21 protein-coding genes are annotated in these 22,872 nt (G+C 35.2%); 7 read left to right on the forward strand and 14 right to left on the reverse strand.

Annotation, left to right across the window (positions count from 1 at the left end; genetic code table 11):
• Nucleotides 1-6 precede the first annotated feature (6 nt).
• The 8 genes from FEU33_RS16875 to FEU33_RS16905 form a co-directional block, all read right to left on the reverse strand.
• The gene (locus FEU33_RS16875; RefSeq protein ID WP_146550654.1) at nucleotides 7-792 is read right to left on the reverse strand and encodes an ABC transporter permease; all 786 of its coding nucleotides are present in this window, start codon (nucleotides 790-792) and stop codon (nucleotides 7-9) included.
• Nucleotides 793-1,004: 212 nt separating this feature from the next.
• Nucleotides 1,005-1,166, reverse strand: a complete 162-nt coding sequence (locus tag FEU33_RS18920) for a hypothetical protein (RefSeq protein WP_186731467.1) — start codon at nucleotides 1,164-1,166, stop codon at nucleotides 1,005-1,007.
• Nucleotides 1,167-1,259: 93 nt separating this feature from the next.
• Nucleotides 1,260-2,360 (reverse strand): ABC transporter substrate-binding protein, encoded by a 1,101-nt coding sequence (locus tag FEU33_RS16880; RefSeq protein WP_146550655.1) that lies wholly within the window; start codon nucleotides 2,358-2,360, stop codon nucleotides 1,260-1,262.
• Nucleotides 2,361-2,385: 25 nt separating this feature from the next.
• A complete protein-coding gene (locus tag FEU33_RS16885) occupies nucleotides 2,386-3,252 on the reverse strand; it encodes an ABC transporter ATP-binding protein (RefSeq protein ID WP_146550656.1) in 867 nt (288 codons plus the stop codon).
• A 25-nt stretch (nucleotides 3,253-3,277) separates the two neighbouring features.
• Nucleotides 3,278-4,423, reverse strand: a complete 1,146-nt coding sequence (locus tag FEU33_RS16890; RefSeq protein ID WP_146550657.1) for an acyl-CoA dehydrogenase family protein — start codon at nucleotides 4,421-4,423, stop codon at nucleotides 3,278-3,280.
• Between the two features lie 299 nt (nucleotides 4,424-4,722).
• Nucleotides 4,723-5,241, reverse strand: coding sequence for a GNAT family N-acetyltransferase (locus FEU33_RS16895; RefSeq protein ID WP_244951069.1), 519 nt, complete (start codon nucleotides 5,239-5,241; stop codon nucleotides 4,723-4,725).
• 22 nt (nucleotides 5,242-5,263) lie between these two features.
• Nucleotides 5,264-6,265: a glutathione S-transferase family protein gene (locus FEU33_RS16900; protein ID WP_146550659.1), complete on the reverse strand. Its 1,002-nt coding sequence runs from the start codon at nucleotides 6,263-6,265 to the stop codon at nucleotides 5,264-5,266.
• Nucleotides 6,266-6,280: 15 nt separating this feature from the next.
• Nucleotides 6,281-7,288: a glutathione S-transferase family protein gene (locus FEU33_RS16905; protein ID WP_146550660.1), complete on the reverse strand. Its 1,008-nt coding sequence runs from the start codon at nucleotides 7,286-7,288 to the stop codon at nucleotides 6,281-6,283.
• A 282-nt stretch (nucleotides 7,289-7,570) separates the two neighbouring features.
• Between FEU33_RS16905 and FEU33_RS16910 the strand changes: the two genes are divergently transcribed.
• From FEU33_RS16910 to FEU33_RS16920, 3 genes are all read left to right on the forward strand, one after another.
• Nucleotides 7,571-8,470, forward strand: a complete 900-nt coding sequence (locus tag FEU33_RS16910) for a TIGR01777 family oxidoreductase (RefSeq protein WP_146550661.1) — start codon at nucleotides 7,571-7,573, stop codon at nucleotides 8,468-8,470.
• 160 nt (nucleotides 8,471-8,630) lie between these two features.
• Nucleotides 8,631-9,695, forward strand: a complete 1,065-nt coding sequence (locus FEU33_RS16915) for a diguanylate cyclase (protein WP_146550662.1) — start codon at nucleotides 8,631-8,633, stop codon at nucleotides 9,693-9,695.
• A gap of 131 nt (nucleotides 9,696-9,826) precedes the next feature.
• A complete protein-coding gene (locus FEU33_RS16920) occupies nucleotides 9,827-10,324 on the forward strand; it encodes a L,D-transpeptidase family protein (RefSeq protein WP_146550702.1) in 498 nt (165 codons plus the stop codon).
• Between the two features lie 284 nt (nucleotides 10,325-10,608).
• Here FEU33_RS16920 and FEU33_RS16925 read toward each other — a convergent pair whose 3' ends face one another.
• The 4 genes from FEU33_RS16925 to FEU33_RS16940 all read right to left on the reverse strand — a co-directional run bounded on the left by FEU33_RS16925 (nucleotide 10,609) and on the right by FEU33_RS16940 (nucleotide 13,423).
• The gene (locus tag FEU33_RS16925; protein ID WP_146550663.1) at nucleotides 10,609-11,127 is read right to left on the reverse strand and encodes a GNAT family N-acetyltransferase; all 519 of its coding nucleotides are present in this window, start codon (nucleotides 11,125-11,127) and stop codon (nucleotides 10,609-10,611) included.
• A 419-nt stretch (nucleotides 11,128-11,546) separates the two neighbouring features.
• Complete coding sequence (locus FEU33_RS16930) at nucleotides 11,547-12,110, reverse strand: TetR-like C-terminal domain-containing protein (RefSeq protein WP_146550664.1); 564 nt, start codon at nucleotides 12,108-12,110, stop codon at nucleotides 11,547-11,549.
• Nucleotides 12,111-12,127: 17 nt separating this feature from the next.
• Nucleotides 12,128-12,841, reverse strand: a complete 714-nt coding sequence (locus FEU33_RS16935; protein WP_146550665.1) for an MBL fold metallo-hydrolase — start codon at nucleotides 12,839-12,841, stop codon at nucleotides 12,128-12,130.
• Nucleotides 12,842-12,865: 24 nt separating this feature from the next.
• The gene (locus FEU33_RS16940; RefSeq protein ID WP_146550666.1) at nucleotides 12,866-13,423 is read right to left on the reverse strand and encodes a permease; all 558 of its coding nucleotides are present in this window, start codon (nucleotides 13,421-13,423) and stop codon (nucleotides 12,866-12,868) included.
• A gap of 384 nt (nucleotides 13,424-13,807) precedes the next feature.
• Between FEU33_RS16940 and FEU33_RS16945 the strand changes: the two genes are divergently transcribed.
• Nucleotides 13,808-15,115 (forward strand): homocysteine synthase, encoded by a 1,308-nt coding sequence (locus FEU33_RS16945; protein WP_146550667.1) that lies wholly within the window; start codon nucleotides 13,808-13,810, stop codon nucleotides 15,113-15,115.
• A gap of 363 nt (nucleotides 15,116-15,478) precedes the next feature.
• On the opposite strand, the gene FEU33_RS16950 is transcribed toward FEU33_RS16945, so the two are convergent.
• Nucleotides 15,479-17,398, reverse strand: a complete 1,920-nt coding sequence (locus tag FEU33_RS16950) for a S8 family serine peptidase (protein WP_146550668.1) — start codon at nucleotides 17,396-17,398, stop codon at nucleotides 15,479-15,481.
• An 849-nt stretch (nucleotides 17,399-18,247) separates the two neighbouring features.
• Between FEU33_RS16950 and FEU33_RS16960 the strand changes: the two genes are divergently transcribed.
• The gene (locus FEU33_RS16960; protein ID WP_146550669.1) at nucleotides 18,248-18,730 is read left to right on the forward strand and encodes a hypothetical protein; all 483 of its coding nucleotides are present in this window, start codon (nucleotides 18,248-18,250) and stop codon (nucleotides 18,728-18,730) included.
• A gap of 895 nt (nucleotides 18,731-19,625) precedes the next feature.
• Here FEU33_RS16960 and FEU33_RS16965 read toward each other — a convergent pair.
• Nucleotides 19,626-20,240 (reverse strand): PH domain-containing protein, encoded by a 615-nt coding sequence (locus FEU33_RS16965; protein ID WP_146550670.1) that lies wholly within the window; start codon nucleotides 20,238-20,240, stop codon nucleotides 19,626-19,628.
• Between the two features lie 872 nt (nucleotides 20,241-21,112).
• Here FEU33_RS16965 and FEU33_RS16970 point away from each other — a divergent pair.
• Nucleotides 21,113-21,841, forward strand: a complete 729-nt coding sequence (locus FEU33_RS16970) for an amino acid ABC transporter ATP-binding protein (protein ID WP_146550671.1) — start codon at nucleotides 21,113-21,115, stop codon at nucleotides 21,839-21,841.
• Nucleotides 21,842-21,909: 68 nt separating this feature from the next.
• On the forward strand, nucleotides 21,910-22,692 hold the full coding sequence (locus tag FEU33_RS16975; protein ID WP_370467735.1) for a transporter substrate-binding domain-containing protein: 783 nt from the start codon (nucleotides 21,910-21,912) through the stop codon (nucleotides 22,690-22,692).
• The last annotated feature ends 180 nt before the right edge of the window (nucleotides 22,693-22,872 follow it).

Genomic DNA, 22,872 nt, shown 5'->3' on the forward strand with positions numbered 1-22,872 from the left:
CTATATTTATTTAGCAGTTTTTCTATCTGAATCTGCTTTTAAATTAGTCCAAAATAGTATCCTTTTTTTTAACCTTTCAAATAGTACTAATGCAGTCAAAATGATCACACAGTTAAATATCATTCCTGCAATGACATAGTTATATTGGGCGAAGTCAGTGTAATATTGAATAAAATATCCCATACCTGATTCAGCCCCAAACATTTCTGCCATAGTTAAAATTAAAAATGACATAATAAGTGCAGTACCTGCTCCACTTAGAATATGGGGCGATGCAGCCGGCAAGACTACCTTTAATAAAAAATCTTTTCCTTTTAGACCTAACATTTTCGAGTTGTCTAAATAATGCTTTTCTATAATTAATACACCCTGTAGAGCTCCTAAAAAAATGGGCCAGAACGTTCCAATGAAAATCAAAAAAATGGAGGCACTTTGAAAACTAGGTAATACTGCAATAGCATAAGGAACAAATAATGTTGGAGGAAGTGGACTTAATAAATGAACATATGGCATTAAAATAGTTCTTACTTTTCTATTTAATCCCAAATAAACTCCTCCACTTATTCCAAAAATAATTGATCCTAAATAGGCGGGGAATAACAATTTGAACGAGCTCACTAACCCCTGCAATAACTGTTTCCCTCCATCCCCTATAAAAACACTGAATATTTTTTCAGACGGTGGAAAAATAATTGGATTTAAACTACCCATTCTAGTTAATGACTCCCATACGGTAATAATTAATACTGCAATTAAAATCGTGATAGAATATTCTTTGGGGAATTTTCTCAAATACATTTTCTCCTCTCTATACAAGTACTTCTTAAAATAAACCTCAACTTCACATGTGTTGATTTTACAAAAATTAGGAATACCTATTTGGCGTAATTTTTGAAAAACCCTGTTTTTTTAGGACCATTTATATAGATTGAAGCGGAGGCTTGCTCGACTCCTCGAAAATGCATGCGCATTTCCTTCGTGCGGTGTGAATTCAGGAAATCAATTCAATGTCCCGCGGGAAAAGCGAATAGATGAGACCCTGCAGCGTAGCGATTGAAGGAACGGAATCTAAGAACGCCACATCCTGTGGCAACGATTCCGTGACCAACATCCTGTTGCCCCCAGCATTCGCCCGCAGGAAAGCGAGCAAGCCGAGCGGAAATCAACAAATCCCCCTATTTTTATGGATTAAATTGGATAATCAACACGCCTGCCTCAACTTAATAAAATTGAATGCTACCAAGTTGGGTATAATATACTTAAGAATTTTGTTTATTGAATCTTGTTAAAAGGTCTTCGTAATAAGTTTTATCATCCGGATACTCTTTAATTAACTCATTTAGTGCTTTTTTATAGAGGCTAGTTCGAATATGATCTTTAATATTGATTTTTTCTGCATTCTTAATGTAACCAATATCTTTCATTTGTTCCCACATTTTTACTACTTCATGACTGTTCGGATCTGGTGAATAATGTGAATGTTCTTCGTTGACAATAGAATCTACTGTTTTGTCATCAAATTTATAATATTTTTTAGCAGCCGCGACTGCTATTTGTGGTTGTTCATTTTTTACACGCTCTGCTCTGATTAATGCTTTCAAAAATCGTTTATAGGCCTCTCCACCATCAACTTTTAAATATTCAGACTGTGTTACTATACGGCAGCATACATGTGTAGGATTTAAATCATTACTCCATGCAATGGGTACCAGACCAGATTCTTGCGCCATTTTAAATGTTGAACCGGCAGAAACAGCCACATCTACTTTTCCACTTGATAGAGCTTGTAGTAAATCTCCACCTGTTTTAAATTCGATAATTTTCAAATCTTTTTTCCAATCTATTCCTGCTTCAGATAGTGCTGAACGAAACACGATATCTGAAGTAAACATGCGAATCGTCCCTACTTTTTTTCCTTTGTAATCTTCTAAAGTCTTATATTTATCCTTATTTTCTTCTTTAACTAAAATTGGATGTCCACCTTCTAAATGGCCTCCGATAATTGAAAAATCAGAGCCCTTAGAAATAAATGTTAAGGGAGCTGCAGTACCAAAAGTCATCCCCAAATCTACTTTTTTAGCTTCCAATGCATTCAGACCATCAGCAGATGAAGCAAAACCTACTCCTTTTACACGTAAATTTTCATCCGCAAAAAATCCCTCATGTTCTGCAATATTAAACAAAGTTGCACCAGAACCTTGTCCATATCCTACTGTTAATTCATAAGCTTTGTCTTTTGTTCCCCCGTTTAAAGTTGAACTTGTTTTGTCTTCTTTACCCGCTCCACATCCAGCTAATAAGCCAATGATCAATAATCCAAATAATAATTTGCTTGTTTTACTTTTAATAGTATTTTCCATATTTTTCCTCCGTAAAATAAAATGGTTATATCCCATCGCCAAAAGAATCCATAGTTTCTTTCTTCTCCATATTCTTTAGCAACCCCTGATTCATAATATTAAAAACATTTTCTCTGAAATTCGAAAATTCATTTTTTTCAAATAATTTTTTCCGATTTCGCGGCTTTTGGAAAGGAACATCAATACTTGTAGTAATAGCACCTTCAGTTCCTAGCGTGAATATTACAATGCGATCTGCAAGATAAATAGCTTCATCTACATCATGCGTCACAAATACAATTGTTCTATTTTGATCACGACTTATTTGTAATAATAGGTCTTGTAAATTACTGCGAGTTACTGGATCTAAGGCTCCAAAAGGTTCATCCATTAACAATAGTTCTGAACCAAACGCTAATGCTCTTGCTATGGCTGCTCGTTGCTTCATACCACCTGACATTTGTCCAGGATATTTTCCAATGGCATGTCCTAATTGAACTAACTGTAAATATTCATCTGCGATTTGACGAATTTCCTTTTTCTTCTTTTTCTCTTTTAATTTTTGCTTGATTGCAAGCGCAATATTATCTTCTGCTGATAACCAAGGAAATAATGAATAATCTTGAAAAACCACTCCACAGTCTGGAATACTTACTGTTGAAGAAACTCCATCGATAAGTATTTCGCCTTTAGTAGGAGTTTCTAATCCCGCCAATAATCTGAGAAAAGTACTTTTTCCACAACCACTTGGCCCCATTAAAACTAAAAACTCTCCTGCTTTCACATCAAGATTAATTTCCTTTAAGATTTCTGCCTTCTCATAACCAAATGAGATTGATTTCGCTTCAATTTTCTTTTTTGCATTTTCAGATTGATTTATTAATGGCCGTTCTCCTCTTACTAATTGAACCATCTATTTTCCTCCTTATCATCAATATCTATTCATGCAATATCCAATTTCCTAAATTACAAATAACGGTGTCTACTGGAACATGAAGTGTCATCGTACGCATATTTCTCCAATAGCGATCAAAACTATTTTTAGTAGTGGTAGAACGGCTACCCATCACTTCAAATATTCTTGAAGTAATCTCTAATCCAGCTTTCGTTGTAAATGCTTTCGCTGCATAAACCGCATAATCTAGTTCTTTTCTTTCACCTTCCAAAACGTTTTCTCCCTTATCCCACAACTGTTGAAAAATAACATCTGTTTTTTCTACAAGTAGCCGTGCTGCTTCAATTTGCACGTAAAATTCTCCATAATGAACTTGTATACTGGGATCGTCAATAGCCGTTTTTGCATGAGGTAAACGAGGCCTTGTTTTAGTTGAAGTGTATTTTTTTGCCTCTTCGAAAGCCCCCTCCATTATTCCAAGAAACAAGTGATTCAAGATAAAATGAGAAATATGCAATCGAAGTTTAGCAAATTCACTTGTTTTAAAACCATCACGCAATATTTCTTCTTTTACTTCTACATTCGTAAATGTAACACTCCCGCTATCAGTTAATCTTTGTCCAAAATTATCCCAATCTTGATTTACTGTTACACCTCTACGATTTGTTGGAACAATAGCAACAAATAAATTGCCATCTTCCTTATTAATAGCAGAAACAATAAGATTATCTGAGTCAACACTACCTGTGCAAAATGTTTTAACCCCGTTCAACACGTATCCATCTTTTGTTTTTCGTGCACTTAATTTAATATCTACTGGATTAAAAGCATTTCCCCAAAACCAATTGTTCTTTGCTGTTTCACGGTAATAATATTCTTGTTGTTCTGAGTTACCCCATAAATGTGCAGTAATCAGGTTTACAAAATGATAGCCATATACATGAGCTAACGAACTATCATATTTAGCAAAAATCCTAACTATCTGAACTACATCAGTCCAAGTACCTCCCCATCCTCCAAACTCAGATGGAATAAGTACCTTGAGTAAACCACTTTTGCGAATTAAATCACGCTCAGCCTTCGGGTTCCCTCCCTTGATATCCCGTTCAACTGCATTTTCACTAAACTTTTGAGCAACTTCCTCCGCAATTTCTAAAATAGATTTAGGTGATAATGTTTGTACAGTCACATTCAATGCTCCTTTCAGCAAATAAATTAACTAAACTAATTTAAATACTAGGGTTTTAAATTATACTAAATCTATAAACTTTATAGTATAACTCTTGTTTAATATCATAATCTATGTATTGATATTTGTATAATTGAAAAATATAAAGAATTAATTCATTTTTTATAAAGTGGAACTTCGCCTAGTGTTCTAAGGGGTTTCGTTCCTTTAGTCATTTATTTAAGGGAAGAGTCTAGGATCAATCAGCTCTTTTATCGCAAAAAAATACTGCTCATCTCAAAAATGAGATGGAGCAGATTTTAACGGAGCCTTTCGTTAAAACGTTTCACAAATGCTTTGACGATGATCCCATCATCCAGAGGCTGAAAATCGTTGTCAGGTAATCGTTCAAAGTGAAGATGTTCATATAATTTCACAGCATTCTCCATAAAGTCAGCAGTATGTAAGCCTAAGGCATTGAAACCTTTCTTTTTTGAACGTCTTAAACATTCTGTCACTAATGCGATCGCAGCACCTTTTCCTCTTGCGTTTGGCGAAACGGCAAGCATGCGTAATTCCGGATATTCAAGTTCATCTTCCAATAAACCCTTATATGCCTCTATTTTAGGTGGGAACAATGTAACACTCCCAACAATTTCTCCCTCTATTTCTACTACAATTCGCTCTATACCACCGTCTAAATCTTCATCAGATAGGATGGATTGTTGCAAAACTTCCCAATGCCTTTCGGGGATTTTGGATGCATACTCTTGATATGCATTTAATCTAAGTTCTCGGACAAAAGGGTATTCTTCCTTTAAAGCATCACGAACAATCACTTCGGCTTCCCCTTTCATATGTTTACTTTTTAGATATTAAAAATTTTTCTTCCTTTCCGCTCAAAGATTCGCGATGATGTGGCAATTGAAAGATAGATGTATCCGGTCCTTTTGGTAAAATATTTCTTCCTTTTTGATCATCACTAGCAATATGATTTGATAAATGATAGTGGACTTTTATAGCTTGGAAGTCTGTCGTATCTCCAAAGCCAGGCGTCTGATATAGATCACGTAAATAGCCCCATAAATTCGGAAAGTCTGCAATTCGATTACGATTGGCTTTAAATGCGGAATAATAAGCAACATCAAAGCGAACGAGCGTTGCATAAAGACGAACATCTGAATCTGTAATGTAATCTCCAAATAAAAAACGACTCTTTGATAATCTTCGCTCTAACAGGTCCAATCGATAAAACAAAGTGTCAAAGGCTTCTTCATATGCTTCTTGTGAACGTGCAAAGCCACATTTATATACACCATTATTGACATCGTAAAAAATCACATCACTTAACGAATCAATCTCTTTACGCAAGTCTTCAGGATATAAATCCGGCGCATTTTCTTTATGAAACGGTGACCACACTGTTTCAAAATAATTGGTTAATCGAAAATAATCATTGTTGACAACTTTTTTCGTTTGTATGTCTACAACTGCTGGTACTGTTGGTCGACCTGAATAATTGGGGTCGGCGTTTAAATAAACCTCACTAATATACTGAATCCCCAGTACTGAATCGACTCCATTTTGATCTAGCGAAAATGCCCAATCTACACGTGGAATGTTCGGGCGCATTGGACTAGCTGTTCCTAGACTAATAGCATCCTCTAATCCTAGTACTCTTCTAACAATGACTGAACGATGCGCCCATGGACATACTGGCGACCATAATAAACGGTATCGCCCTGCTTCCACTGGACATTCACCTGGATTGTTTCCAAAAGGTGTTGTAAAACGATTTTTTTGTCGATTAAATTTTCCTTTTTGATCAACTTCTACTGGCTGCTCTTTTTGTATATTTGCCATCATTCATTCCTTCTTTCAGTTAGAGCTCAATTGTTCACGATGATGTGGTGTATTCCAACCTGAAACGTCCGGTCCTTTTGGGATGATTTTCAAAGGATTTTCAATGACATTTGCTGAGGCAAAATACCCTTTTTTGATGGCTTCAAAATCCGTCGTGTCCCCAAAACCAGGTGTCTGATATAAATCGCGTGCATAGCCCCATAAATTTTCAAAATCAATCAACCGATTCCGATTTGTTTTAAATGCAGTATGATAGGCTACATCAAAGCGTGCGAGAGTCACGTATAATCGAACATCTGAATCTGTTATATAATCTCCAAATAAATAGCGTTGGTTTGATAATCGTTCTTCCAATTCATCTAGCCTATTAAATAATGCATCATAAGCTTTTTCATATGCTTCTTGTGAACGAGCAAACCCGCATTTGTAAACACCGTTGTTAATGTCATGGAAAATAACTTCATTTAGTTCATCAATTTCTTTTTGCAGGTTTTCAGGATACAAATCGGGTGCATCTTGTTTATGGAACGGAGACCATACAGTTTCTAAATAATTGGTGAGTTTAAAATAATCATTATTGACGACTTTCTTGGTTTGTATATCCACAACTGCTGGTACTGTCGCTCTTCCAGCATATTCAGGATCCGCATTTACATAGACCTCACTCAAATAACGTATTCCTAAAACGGGGTCAACTCCTCCTTCATCTAAGGAGAACTCCCATCCATATTCTGTTCGAATCGGATTAGCAGTTCCTAAACTAATAACATCTTCTAGGCCTAGTAATTTTCGAACGATAACGGATCGATGTGCCCAAGGACAGATGGGTGCCCATAATAATCGATATCTTCCAGCTTCTACAGGAAGTTCACCTTTTTCATCTCCAAAGGGTGTTGTAAAACGATTTTTTTGACGTCGAAACGATCCATCCCCTTGAATCTCATGTATAGCTTCTGATGTTGCGATTTTACTTTCTTTTTTTAAGTCAATCGGGTTAGATAACTGCTCTTTACTTACGGACATTTGATCTTCTCCCTTTCTTTGGCATTAAATAATAGTAAACCAACTATTTTAATCAATTTTATGCTTTTCGTTTTTATAAAGCAATAAAAATAAACTCTACTTTCCGTTCATTTCTTCGGCGTTGACATTCAAAATATTATTACTTAATCTACCTTTTAATGGATAAAATTAGATGATTAACACACCCAATTGGATATGATAGCATTGAGGTGTGATCAACAGAATTTTTACAGTACCTTATTTACTATAAACTCTTACTATTAATATATGAGGAGAGATAAAATGCGAATCGTAATAGCTGGTGGTTCAGGATTTATCGGTCAAAAATTAATGGAAATTCTGTTGGACGAACATCATGAATGCATCGTTTTAACGAGAGGTAATATACAGAATACTGGAAATGTTCGATATGTTAAATGGCTTCAAGAAGGATCTTTTCCCGAAAAAGAAATAGGTGAAGCCGATGCTTTTATTAATCTTGCCGGTGTTTCGATTAATAACGGAAGATGGACGAAAGCTCATCAAAAGCAAATATATGAAAGTAGAATGAAAGCAACAGAGGAAATCATTCGAATCATCACAGCTTTACCCAAAAAACCCTCTGTTCTTATCAATGCAAGTGCTATCGGTATATATCCTTCTTCTGAAACAGCGATCTACTCAGAAGAATCCAAAGAAGTGGCCAATGATTTCCTCGCCAAAACCGTGCAGGATTGGGAAAAGAAAGCAGCTAGTCTTATGGAAATAGGAATTCGTGTTGCCTTTATGCGGTTCGGTGTAGTGCTTGGCAAAGAAGGTGGTGCACTGCCACTGATGGCTTTACCATACAAACTTTTTGTCGGTGGAAGAATGGGATCAGGAAAGCAATGGGTATCATGGGTCCATGTGAAAGATGCGGTACAAGCGATTTCCTTTGTGATGAAAAATGATAAAATACATGGTCCTGTTAATGTAACAGCCCCTTCCCCAATGATAATGAATGATTTTGGAAAGACAATTGGAGCTGTTTTACATCGCCCTCATTGGTTCCCTGTACCTTCTATTGTATTGAAAGTAGCTCTTGGTCAAAAAAGTTCTCTTGTGCTGGAAGGTCAACATGTTGAACCAGAAATATTAGTGAAAAATGGATTTGAATTTTCATACCCTACACTCAAATCTGCCTTGGAAAACATTCTTTTATGAAAGTTTTATGTAATTTTGAACAAAAAATGGCATTCGGAATTATTAAATAATTTCCTTGCTACAATATGCTAAGATTAAAAATATAGTGTTTTTTAGGAGTTCAGATTGTCAATTATGACCAGATAGCTGCAAGACTGGATTCCTAGAGAGGGTGTCATAGATGTTACAATCAATCCTATCCAATGTGGCGATCATTTTATTGCTTCATTTGACCATGACCGTAATTATGAGTTTTAAGAAAAAGTTCTCCCCTTCATTGATAAATGTACTTGTGATTCTATTAATTTCTGCATCCGTTATTTCTATGTTTTATTTGCCCATTCGATTTAATGGCTACTGGGTCGATATGAGATTTATCCCGCTTATTTTTGTTGCTTATATACAAGGTTGGAAACCAACGATTCCATCCCTGCTGATGACTAGCCTCTGGAGATTTCTAATGGGAGGCGATGGAATGATTCCTGGCATCCTGTTTGGTATGGTGGGTCCAACCTTATTCTCTTTGGCATTCCATTCCCGCTTTAATTTAAAAGGAAGATATTTAGAAAAAATCGGAATCGTCATTGCATGCTGGTTAATATGTGATCTTCCGATTATCTTCCTTATACCAAATGGCTGGGAATTTTTTAAAGACATTGCGCTTGTAAGAAGTACTTCTTTTGTGATCACTTCGATCATTCTTTATATATTTATTGCACAAAATCGCAAACTCCATTCTCTATATACAGAGCTTGAAAAATTGGCTGGAGAAGACCCGTTGACAAAGCTGTTCAATAAAAGGAAATTTTTTGAAGTTGTTGATACTAAACTAGGTGAGTTAGATTCAAAACATTATATAGCGATGTTGGATATTGACCATTTTAAAAAATTCAATGATACATATGGTCATCTATTTGGGGATAAGGTTTTAATCGATATTGCCAATATTTTAAAAAAGTATGAAAACGATTCCGTCAAGGTTGGAAGATACGGCGGCGAGGAATTTATTATTTATATTGGAAATTCATCTGACGAGAAGGCTACAAAGATTGTTGAAAAGATTCATCAAGAGATTCAAGAGACCGCCTTTACTGTGGAACAGGCATCTATTCATATTACCGTATCAATTGGATTAGCAGAATTAGAATTAGATGACCCATCTTCATTGGTTCATGCCATAAGTCAAGCTGACAAAAACCTATACAAAGCAAAAAATAACGGCAGGAACTGTTTAGTTTGTCCATGATGAATCATGAAAAATATCCATCTGTGGCAATATAGCCATCGTTATTATCAAACAACAAGAAACTTAAAGGACACTCCCTCTATGCTCTACATAGAATACTGTATCAGTAAATGTTAAGGGAGTGGATTTTACTGCTTCATACTGTTAAAAGGGGAGAAACGCTTCTCCAAATTTCAAGGGATTACCGAACACCAATAGAAGTTATTCTAGGTGCCAATCCTCAGATTACAAGTCCCGATTTAATCATAGCGGGGCAACTCATTGAAATACCAGGATTTCTTGACCCTAACACCATCCCCTATCAAATTGATGTTTCTGTAAATAATCGGGTTTTAAGTTTATATCATAATGGCGCCTTGTTAAAACAGTACCCCATTGCAACAGGGAGAATCCTCCATGAAACGCCATTTGGAAATTTTATTGTTATTAATAAGGCCCCGTTCCCAGGAGGCCCATTTGGTACGATGTGGATGAGTTTATCGAAAGAGCATTATGGCATCCACGGAACGAATGATCCTAGCTCAATTGGTCAGGCCGTTTCAAGAGGCTGTATTCGGATGTATAATCACGATGTAGAGGAATTAGCACGTACGATTCCAATTGGTACACCTGTTTTTATTCATCCTTAAAATCATCATGTATTAGCCTAATCCATTTTTATTTTTAGATACAGAGAAAAAATAGGGCGGAATTCTACGGGAGAAACATGAGGAGTACTGAAAAATAGCTGAATTCTAACTTTATTTTTTTGAAAATAAAACGACTTGTTCGCTATTTAAAAAGAAGGGCAAGGACACGAAACATCTAATGAATGATGTGACTCATGCCTTGCCCGTGGGATTTTTATTATTTGGATAAGTGAATATTTGTTTGCAGGACTTTTTAGGTTTGGTAAAATTTTAGGTTTATATTGTTAGTCTATATCGAATCTATAACATCTGACAAAGACATCTTCATTTTTTTGAAACTCTTTCGAATGATCTCTTTTGAAACCAAATCGCTCATATAAACGAATGGCATCCTTCATGATTTCTCCAGTATGCAGGTAAAGGCTTGATGATCCTTTTTGTTTCGCATAGTCGATACTTTCTTGTAATAACTTTCGTGCTATTCCTTTTCCTCTTGCAGCAGGATGTACGCCCAATAAGCGAACGATCGGAGCATGGATATTTAGTTCAGATCGACCATATGCGTCCTCTGAGTTCAAATAAATTTGCAATGTCCCTAAAATCTGATTGTCATTATCTTTTGCGACTAACACCCGATCAATATAAGGATTATCCAATGAAACTTCTATATGGCTAATATATTCATTGAATTCCTCGATGGTTTTATAACTATTTTTATATTGTTGATAGCTTGATAATAATACTTCACGTGTGGCATCTTTCTCTTCTTCTGACAAATTGCTTATTGTAATAATATTCTCCATTCAAATTTCCTTTCTCATTTTAAATGACTATCTTCATCGATAAAGTGAAGCTTTTACGCAGTGGAGTGGAGTTTCCCCCTCCGACTGTATGTTGGCTGGACCAATCAGATTTTTACAGGCTATTGATCCCCACTTTTTCACTTGCGGAATGTCAATGGATGGATAAATCACTAAACCCTAACCACTGTTTCTCATTTTCTAACCCCTTTTGGACAAACAGCAACTATAATTTTCATAAACCTTATTTATCTTATAGGAATTATATTGTTTCACTCATACTAACACGTAAAATTCATAGAAGGCAATACCCTAATCGATAAAAAATTTTTATAAAAATAGTGTTTTCCTAAAATAAAATTTCACCCAGTGAGAATTTTCTTTATCTCCCACTGGGTGAAGTTGTGCCAATCGTTGTTATCTTATTTTTTTCTTAAAAATGAAATATACCCTTCTAATAACAAATGAAAACTATCTTCTAATTTAACGGGCATTCCGAAAGCACCTTTTTGTTCCAATGAAGAATAGCCATGAAGAATACTTCTGAAGCCTCTAATAGCATGGATTGTTTCCTCATCGTTCAAATGATAATCAGCTAAAATACTCGATATTAAGTGAAGAATACGACTACTTGCTTGATCCATTTCTTGATCATTTGGATCATGTGCCCGTAAAGTAAGTTCATAGATTCCAGGATGTTCTCGAGAAAAGAGAAGATAAGCATTTGCCATCGCAATAATAGCTTCATCCTTTTCTTTCTCTTCTGTAGCTACTGCTAAACTTTCATATAACAACTTTAAACCATATAGAGATAACTCTCTTTTTAAATTTGGCAAACCACTTATATGATTAAATAATGAAGGAGAACGAACATTTAATTTTCTCGCAAGTGAGGCTAATGTTACAGTCTCTATCCCCTCTTTATCTGCCATTTCTGCAGCAGTTTTAATAATCATTTCTAAGTTTAAACCAACACGCGGTGACACATAAATACATCCTTTCTTTATACATATACTAAGTTCTTTTCTGCTTCCTTAATCGCTATTTGTATGACCGCTTCAGGATCTTCAATCATTTCACCATGACCTACAGCGAGAAGAGAGGGATTGAAATTTAAGATTTTTTTAGCACTTTTTAAAGCTAGTTCTTTGTTCCAAGTAGCAAGGGTTGGAAAAGGGAACAACAAAACAAATTGCCCACTTACAGCTACTTTCCCTTTGGTTTGCAACGCATCACCAACAATCATCGCCTTTGTATTTTTTACAAATAAAGAAATAGATCCTGGTGTATGACCAGGTGTTTCAACTACTTCCAATGAACCGATCGTATCCCCCTCCTTCAGCAAACGGTCAGGTACGATTTGCAAATTTTTCGGAACCCCACCCTTTATTGGCATTTGCGGTTCATGCGCATCCAACGACCTATCCCCCTTTAGTAACCTGCTGTCACGAATGGAAATAGATACACATGCTGCAGGATACTGTTCTTTTAAATGTTCTAAAGAACCAATATGGTCTTCATGAGCATGTGTCAAAACAATGTTGGTTAGCGGCTTATTTAATTGTTCGATGACCTTCACAATTCCTTTAAAGCTGGCAGGTATCCCAGCGTCAATGACTGTAAGTTCATTTTGTTCCTCTATAATATAACAGTTTACAGGAAATACTCGTGGCATAATTGTAATTTGATAAATGTTTTTAAAATGACTAATCTTCATAAATTTGTCTCCTTTTATTCGTTTTTAAACGCTAAAAACAAATGATAAAGTTAAGAAAGCAGCAACTAGACTTATATTTAAAAGACCTTTCCTACTCCATTTTCTTTCAGAATTTTTGTAAACATAACGAATATAAATAATGGCCCCTACCAAAACGATCAATCCTTCTAACAGCATGCTAATGAATGGATACTGCCATAATCCAAATCCTAGATATTGAAAATTCCCTATGTTTCCCGGCAATATCGGTAAATCTGGTACATGAACGATTAAATCAAGAATCCAATGACTAAAAGTAACGGAGCCAATCACAATCCCACTATTTTTTCCCCACCGTCGGCTAGCTAAATATCCAGCTACAACTGATAGCAGTATAGCGCTTAGAAGAGAGTGAGAGTATTCTGCACGAATGACTGTCCCCTTTCCACCTTCGATCGTTGCCCCAACCCCTTCTATTCCCATCAAAAACAATAATAAAAATACGATATCTAATAATTGTGAACTGACTATGAGCGACCATAAGGGCAAACGATTTGCCTTTCCTTTAGCAGCCGCCGCTATCCCAAAATGTCCTGCAAACATTAAATGTCCCTCCTTTCCCCTGAAACTAATATCGTTAGTTTCATTATAACTAATGCCATTAGTTTTTCAAGTAAAAAAATTGTAAATTTTAATTTGATGAATAACGACTTATGAATGTATAGATCCAATCCCGCATATTTTAATAATTCTTCGTTTATGTGTTAGCTGAACCAATTGGACTTTAGCAAGCGATTGATTCCTATCTCCCCCCTATCCCACGCTGCCTATTATTACGAAATTAAACAAGTAAAAATTCACCGAATAGGATTCTAAATTATCTAAAAATTCCTATTGACAATCGCCTAGACATTTTATATATTTAATAAAACCAGACAAAACCTATTAATTTAATAGGTTTTAAAACACAAACGAGGAGGAATTTTAATGTCAACTGAAAAGGAATATCGTCTAGCAACAAAAGCCATTCATGCAGGTCAGCAATTGGACCCAACTACTTTATCTCGTGCTGTTCCCATCTATCAAACATCATCTTATGTTTTTAACGATAGTGACCATGCTGCTGGGTTATTTGACTTGAGTCAAGTCGGTTATACGTATTCACGGATTAATAATCCAACAATTGAAGCCTTTGAAAAAAGAATTGCCTCTTTAGAAGGCGGAGTTGGTGCGCTTGCCGTTTCTTCAGGTCAGTCTGCAAGTACAATTGCTATACTTAATATTGCTTCTTCTGGTGACGAAATTGTCTCTTCAAGTAGTTTATATGGAGGAACTTACAATTTATTCGAACATACTTTAGCTAAATTAGGCATAAAAGTACACTTCGTCGATTCTGAAGATCCAGAAAACTTCAGAAAAGCCATTACACCAAAAACGAAAGCGATTTTTGCCGAAACATTGGGAAATCCAAAAGGGGATATCCTAGATATTGAAGCAGTAGCAGCTATCGCACACGAAAATGGCATACCATTGATTGTTGATAACACTGTACCTAGTCCTTATTTATTGCGTCCATTTGAATTCGGTGCAGATGTAGTTGTACATTCCGCTACAAAATTTATTGGAGGGCATGGCACAACAATCGCGGGGGTTATCGTCGATAGCGGGAAATTCGATTGGGCAAAAAGCGGGAAGTTCCCAGATTTAACAAAGCCAGATCCAAGTTATCACGGTCTTGTCTATACTGAATTTGCTGGCGAAGCGGCATACATTACAAAGGCCCGCGTTCAATTATTAAGAGATATTGGTGCTGCCCTATCACCAATCAGCGCTTTCTTACTATTACAAGGATTAGAAACATTACACTTACGTCTAGAAAGACATAGCGAAAATGCTTTAGCCGTTGCTAAGTATTTGGAAAAACACGAACTAGTAGACTGGGTAAGCTATCCAGGTTTAGAAAGCCATCCACATTATAATTTAGCTAAAAAATACTTACCAAATGGGCAAGGCGCTATTCTAACATTCGGAGTTAAGGGTGGAAAAGAGGCTGCGCGGAAATTAATCGATTCTGTAGAGTTATTTTCACATTTAGCGAATATTGGCGATTCAAAAACTTTGATCATTCATCCAGCAAGTACGACACATCAACAATTATCAGACGAAGAACAAAAAGCTTCTGGAGTAACTCCTGAGTTAATCCGTTTATCAGTTGGTACGGAAGCAATTGATGACATTTTAGATGAGCTGGATACAATATTAAAAGCAAGTCAAAAAACTTTAGCTGTTCAGTAAAAAGATTTGACAAAATATGAACTCATATACCATCATTTTCCCCCACAAAAATGATGGACTTCCCTAAAAAGTAAAAAGCATGTTAGTCCCACCCTAACATGCTTTTTAAACTTTCATAAGCAATGGCTTCATCCTCTACATAAAAAGGCTTTTACGAAAAAGCGAACTAGACCTTGCGAAAAAGGTATTCCTTCTGAGGCAACCCCAGCCTACTACAAATAAAATGAAATTTTCTCTACTTTGTTTCCAATAACTCATGATAAAAATCAAAACTTTGCACAATTATTCACTTCAAAATAGCTTCCAACTAAATACAGAATGTCAGCCCCTATAAAACTCTGCTACTGTGCCCTACTCCACCTATCATTTCACAGTGAATCTCACGGCAATTGAATTTTTGAACATCTTTCCTTTTGAGGTTTTCAATCCTTTTCGATCCATCAAAATGACATATTTTCCTGCACTAAGGGCTTTCTTAGTTGATAGTCTAATGATTTTGCCACTTTTGCCTTTAGATAATTGGAAGGTTGTTATATTCTTACCCGAATCATTGACATATACATAACCTGTTTTTAATGCGGATGGCTTGATGGCTGTTTTCAAAGTAATCGTTGTATATTTTTTCTTTTTCATATTTGAAAGATTGGTTGCTTTAACCTGCTTTGACTTTACCGTAGTCGAAATAGCAGTTAAGTTTAATTTATAACGATATTTTTTCACAGCTTTTTTTTGGGAAGTCGTTAAATCATTGTAAACTGTATACAATGGCAAAAATTCTGTTTTCAGATTTAGTTTCTTGCCTGAGTTGATCTTTTTTACAATACGATTGATCTTCCCTTTATTTTTATTTACATATATTTTAGATGCTGAATCCTTGGGTGTTGTAAATTGAATGGTTTTTCCCGTGGATTCTTTGCCGAGGGAACTGATTGTTGTTACTTTTGCCTTATAGGTCGTCCCCTGTTTTAAACCCTTTATAACATAATTTGTATCTGTTGTGATGATGGACTTCTTACCTGTTACACTCAAACGATATTTTCGGACTGGAACAATCGCATTTTGAGCCATTTCGTAATGTAAAGTGGCTGAAGTTTTCTTAATAGCTAACGCTGACAACTTGCTGACATTGCTTGGACTCTTTATCGCCGTATTGAGTAAGCCATAGCCATAGAAGGAATCTCTTCCTGTGTCTCCTAAATCGATTGCATAATTTCTAAGTGTGTTTCGTAGTTCACTTGGTGTATATGTAGGGTAACGTTGCTTGAACAAGGCGATCATTCCTACAACATGGGGTACAGCTAGGGATGTACCTGACATGCTCGTATAGTCTTCTGTTGGGCTCAAGGTAAAAATATCTTCGCCCGGTGCTGCATATTCTATTTGGCTTCCTGTGTTTGATTTTTTAACGATTCTTTTACTATGATCAATAGAAGATACAGCAATCACTTCTTTATATTTAGCTGGATAATCTACTGGATATGTATTGCCGTCATTGCCAGCTGCCGCTACCATCATAATGCCCGCATCATAAGCTTTTTTGATAGCTTGGTAAAGAATTGCATCATCCTCTTCTGTACCAAATGACATATTAATAATATCTATATTATTTTCAATCGCCCATTCAACAGCCTTTAAAATTGTTTCCATTCGAGCACCGTCATTGTCAAAAACTTTTGCACTATACATGTCCACATCTGGTGCCACACCTATTAAATAACCATCCGTTAAGCGGCTGCTTAGTTGTCCTGCAATAATCCCCGCTACGGCAGTCCCATGACCATCCATATCTAATGGTAAGCTCTCATCAGCAGGAGTTGTTTGATCATCCTCGACAAAAGAATATTTTTTAACGTTCGCTAATGCTGGAATATCTGCAACACCTGTGTCAAAGATTGCCACTTTTACTCCTTTTCCTGTATTATTTTGCTGCCACGCATTTTGAACACCCATCATTCGCATGTCGACCAATGGTGTAATACTGCCTAAAGTCGTACTACTCGTTTCTAAAGTAGTTGGATTTTTCTCGATCACTTGGATATCTTGAGATTGCTTTAAACGCAATAGATGATCCGCAGTGAAATTTCCTTGTACAATCTTTAACAAATCAAAACTATTTTCAATAGAAGATGCTAGTTTCATGATTTGTTCTTTTCCTGATGCATTGCTATATACGACCATCACATCTTTGTATTCCGGTTCTGAAGCAGAAGCATTATAAGGTTGAAAAACTAGAAAACTAAAAGCTGCAATAAGTGTTAGCCACCATTTTCTATTCTTTAGCATAACTTCACCTGATTTTATTTAATTATTGTTATATCAGGTGTGCCAATTATTCAATTTTGCCTATAAAATAGCGTGAAAAATAGGAAATTTTTTTATGATTACGTCCTAATTTTTCTAATCAACACACCCAGTTATATATATTTCCATTATCTTTTAGGCCTTTTTCAGACGTTTTTATAGTAACATGTAGTAGAGATATAATTCTTACAAGCCTATTAAGTTTCTGTAACAATTATATATAACCATAACGCCTATCCTTTTTCTTTCATAAATGAATCAATTTCATAATGCAAAATCTAAATAAAAATATCACGCGTGTTGATTTGACAAAATTAGGGGTGTCTGTTTAGCATAGTTTTTGAAAAACTCTGTATTTTTAAGACTATTTATATAGATCTTCGCTGCGGCTTGCTCGACTCCCGCGGGAAAAGCGAATAGATGAGACTCCGCAGCGTAGCGAGGAGGCTCAGCATTCGCCCGCAGGAAAGCGAGCAAGCCGAAGCGGAAATCAACAAATCCCTCTATTTTCATGGATTAAATTGGATAATCAACCCGCCTGTAAAAATATTAATATTTTCTATTAATATGAACATCCAGATTTTTTGTTCTGCTCCACAACTATTAAAAACAGTTACCACTAAATGTTCGTATTTTTCGAGAGAAAAAAGATTTATGAAATTGATTCAAATAAGAAAAAATGAATAACAATATAGGAAGTTATACAGTTCATGTGCAATGTGATCTCTACTGTTCTATAATGTGATATATTGAGCTTTTGTCGAAGGACTTAACTACTGATTAAAAACAAATAGAAACCTATACGGTTGAATAGGGAAAGAAAGGATTTCTATGTTTAGAAATAAAAAAATTAAAATTCGTGTTTCTGGATGGTCAGCTTTGCTAATTATCACTGCAATGATTGGTATTTTCCTTACTTTAATACTTACAGTACCTTTCTTCGGATTTTATGGTCTGTATAATATAATGGCTAAGTTTGACTTGACGCATATTGAGATTTTTGAAAAAGGATACCAAAACTTTTTCTACTTTAGTTGGTTTATATTATTAATTTTTTCTATGATTGTCTTGCTAGATTTCATTTGTCTTTTTATCATCGCAGGCTTTAATTTGAAGTTAACAAGAGGAATCGATATAATGAGCTCCCTTATTCAATATGTAGCGAGCATCGTGATTTTCAAAAAATTCATTGTGTCAGGGTTTAATCGTATCGATGTTACATGGACTGGCTCGGCTATCCTTTTTTTATTGCTTTATATTATTGTGGCGGTTTTCAGTTATGACAAACCAAAAGGGGCAAAAAAAGAGATATGATTTGCGCGGAGACCACTGAAAAACTATAGAATCGCTATTTTTATTAATAAAAATCGATCTTTTCTTTCGTTTTATAAACTAAAAAACTGATTTTTATCATGTTTTTGGGAGATGAATCAACTTTTTCAGTGACTTGTCTGCGAGACATATTTATTTTGTGTAAATTTTAGACATAATTTTGTCAATATTATTACAAAACTTGAACACATTTTAATAGTGTGTTAGAATCCTAAAGGTTCGAGTTTTTTATTTTAATAAAATTCGAACTTCGTGTGAGTATAAACCTAATTTTGAGTCTTTAGTGAATCGCTGAAGACTCTTTTTTTATGTAATCGAATCAATTTCATAGTACAAAATTCAGATAAAAATACGAATATTTCAAATTAACATGAACATTAATATTTAGAAATTTTTGTTCCGCTCCAGACGGCGCTTTCCACGGGCTTAGCTTCAATCTCCTCGGGTCGACACGATGTTGACCCCGAAGCCGTTGCCACAGGATGTGGCGAACTTAGGCTTTGTCCCTTAAATTGTTCCTGCGGGGCTTTCAGCTCAAGCTTTTCCCGTAGGACTTTGAATAAACTTCCTGAACTAACACCGCACGAAGAAAATGCATGCATTTTCGAGGAGTCACCGTCTTCCGCTCCACAACTATCAAAGTTCTTTATTATTAAATGTTCATATATATTTTTTAAGAAGAAAATGATTTATGAAATTGATTCAATTATAAAGGTTCTTTCACAATCATATGATGATTTAAAAAACATACTTATTCGAAATATACAATATAAGTAAAACTTCACCCAGTGAGGATTTTCTTCATCCCCCACAGGGTGTTAGGGTGTTCGTTGAACTAAGCGAATTTTTTCTGCAAAAAGACTTTTTGGAATAGTTTTTACCCATTAATATATAATTCGAATATATCCCCATAGTCCTTTTTCATATATTGCTCTTTATTTTTTAATACCCAATCGTTTGCAAACTTCGTAATTTGCTCGAATGATTGGGCAGGTGTTACTTCTTTTGCTTCTATCTTTCCAATAGATTGAGCTGCATAACTTAAACTATTTTGTGCGATTTCAAAATTTTTCTTGTTATGAATCATATCTACTGAAATCGCATGCAATACTTTATAAAGATCTTTGATTTCAGTATCAAATTTTTTATGAATATCAATGGACATAGGTATGTTATCAATCGAAAATTTTATTTCGATATCGAGGTCGATTGTGCCTGCTGTTTCCAGCACTACATCAGAGATCGTACTATGCTCATAATCATAACGTTTTAATAGACGTTTTTTGCTAATGGCCGAATTCCCATCCACATGGATTAACGCTTGGTTTGTAAAACAATATTCATCTGATTTTGTTTTAATTAAGAAATAGACAACTTCCCCTGATTCATGCATCACAAAATCATCTGATTCTGTTTTATCGAAATCTTCTTTCGGTACAACAATGCCAATATCAGATAAGCCTAATGCATCGGATGCTAATTTTTTTAACATACTATCGTTTTCCTCCCTTTTTGTCGCTTTATTATATTTACGGAGTCCACCAAAAAAAGTTTCAACCTTCTATCCTTTTTTCAATTTCTTTACACCTATTCACCATTAAAAATTTCCTCGTACCCACATTGATGATAAAGTAAAACCTTATATAGTAGGGATTTTATTCATTTCCTATTGTGTATAAGTCAAACTGAGCGAGCTTTTATTAGGAAGTTGATTCCTCTTTATCCCTATGTTTTTTCTTCAAGTCTTGAAATGGGTGATTTACTGTTTGTCAATATGGGATAAGTTTGTGGATAAATCGTGATTCATTCATTGTTACGCACCGGTTATGAACAGTTTGTGCATAAGTTTTCGGATAATCGTGATAAAAAATTTTTTATTTTATATTATCCACAAAAGGATGCACTAGTTATACACAATTAGCGAATACACCCTATTTTATGAGAAAATTGGATAATCGGCCTGCCTGTTTTTTATTTTAAATTTTGTATTCATCATATGGAATATTTATTCATTTAAATATAAAGGCATGATATACAACAATAATTAAAATATATTATTTTTTAATATTGTTATATAACAATTATCCATATAATATTCACATGAAATTTCCACTCTATCTTATAAAGTTTAAAAATTTCTATAAATATCTTAATTTATCTCTTTAGTTTACATGTCCATGTCTTTTTAAAAAAAGAAATTTAAAAGACTTTCAAATATTTTTATATGATTTTCTTGCATATCAAATATGCAATAAGATATGATAATAGAAAACATAAATTGACAAAGGTGGATTGCATTTTGAAATATATTTATAAATTACCTTTAAATATCGAAATATTCCGTCTTTACTTAGGGGGCTTTGCATGATCGAATTTAAAAATGTGGATAAGTATTTTGGAGATTTTCAAGTTTTAAAAAATATTAATCTCACCATTAAAAAAGGGGAAGTTGTTGTGATCATTGGGCCATCTGGTTCTGGTAAAAGTACACTTCTTCGTTGTATGAATCGCCTAGAGACCATTTCCAATGGATCATTAACAATCAATGGTGTCGAATTAAATGATAAAAAAACAGATATAAACAAACTTCGTCGTAAGATCGGTATGGTATTCCAACACTTTTACCTTTATCCTCATAAAACCGTGTTAGAAAATATTATGTTAGCACCTGTAAAGGCGCTTGGTCAGTCGAAAGAAGAGGCCAAAAAGACTGCATTAGCCTATTTGGAGAAAGTAGGAATTCCAGATAAAGCAAATGCTTATCCATCACAACTTTCTGGTGGACAACAACAGCGCGTTGCTATTGCAAGGGGATTAGCGATGCATCCTGAAATCATGCTTTTTGATGAGCCAACATCTGCACTTGATCCTGAAATGATCGGTGAAGTATTAGAGGTTATGAAACATTTAGCAAAAGAAGGCATGACAATGGTCGTTGTCACACATGAAATGGGCTTTGCAAAAGAAGTAGCCGATCGAATTATTTTTGTCGATAAAGGGGAAATACTCGAGGATGCTGATCCGGCTGAGTTTTATAAAGAACCAAAGGAAGAACGCGCTAAGTTATTCCTGAGTCGGATTTTAAATCATTAATTAGAAATTAAGGGGGAAATTTAATGTTCAAAAAGAAAAAGGGGTTATTGACAGTTTTACTTTTAGCAATGCTTTCTGTACTAGTATTAAGCGCTTGTGGATCTAAAGATTCTTCAGGTGACCAGTCAAAAGAAAGCGGCAAAAATGCACTAGAGGCTATTAAGGAAAAAGATAAGATTGTATTTGGCGTAAAAAATGACACACGCCTATTTGGTCTAAAGGATCCTAAAACAGGCAACATCGAAGGCTTTGATATTGATATTGCCAAAGAAATTGCAAAAATTATTTTAGGGGATGAATCAAAAGCGGAATTTAAAGAAGTCACTTCCAAAACTCGAATTCCACTTCTCCAAAAAGGTGACATTGATGCAATTGTTGCAACGATGACGATCACTGAAGAACGAAAAAAAGAAGTAGACTTCTCTGATGTCTATTTTGAAGCTGGTCAAGCACTGCTTGTAAAAAAGGGAAGCCCTATTAAAAGTATTGATGATATTAAAAAAGGGACAAAAGTTCTTGCAGTAAAAGGTTCTACCTCTGCCGTTAATATTCGTGAAAAAGCACCAGACGCAACCGTATTAGAATTTGAAAATTATGCTGAGGCTTTCACGGCATTGAAAGCTGGTCAGGGAGATACTCTAACAACGGACAATGCCATTCTTTATGGGATGGTCGACGAAGATCCGAATTACCAAGTTGTTGGTGATATCTTCACGGATGAGCCTTATGGTATCGCTGTTAAAAAGGACAGTCCCGAATTAGTTCAAGCGATTAACGATGCCTTAAAAGAATTGAAAGATAATGGGAAATATGATGAACTTTATAAAAAATGGATCAAGACTAGCAACTAATCATTTTTATCTATCAATTATGCCTCCAGCGTAATTGCGTCCGGAGTTTTTTGAGCAAGCTCGAAAAACTCTTATTCAAAATTTGTGATATCCGCCGGAGACTTCACCTAGTGGAGGGATTTTTCCTTCCCCCACTAGGTTTTGTTAGTTACAACGATCCCGGGGCTTTATAGCAGAATA

Source organism: Rummeliibacillus suwonensis, assembly GCF_007896435.1.
GTDB classification, from domain to species: Bacteria; Bacillota; Bacilli; order Bacillales_A; family Planococcaceae; genus Rummeliibacillus; species Rummeliibacillus suwonensis.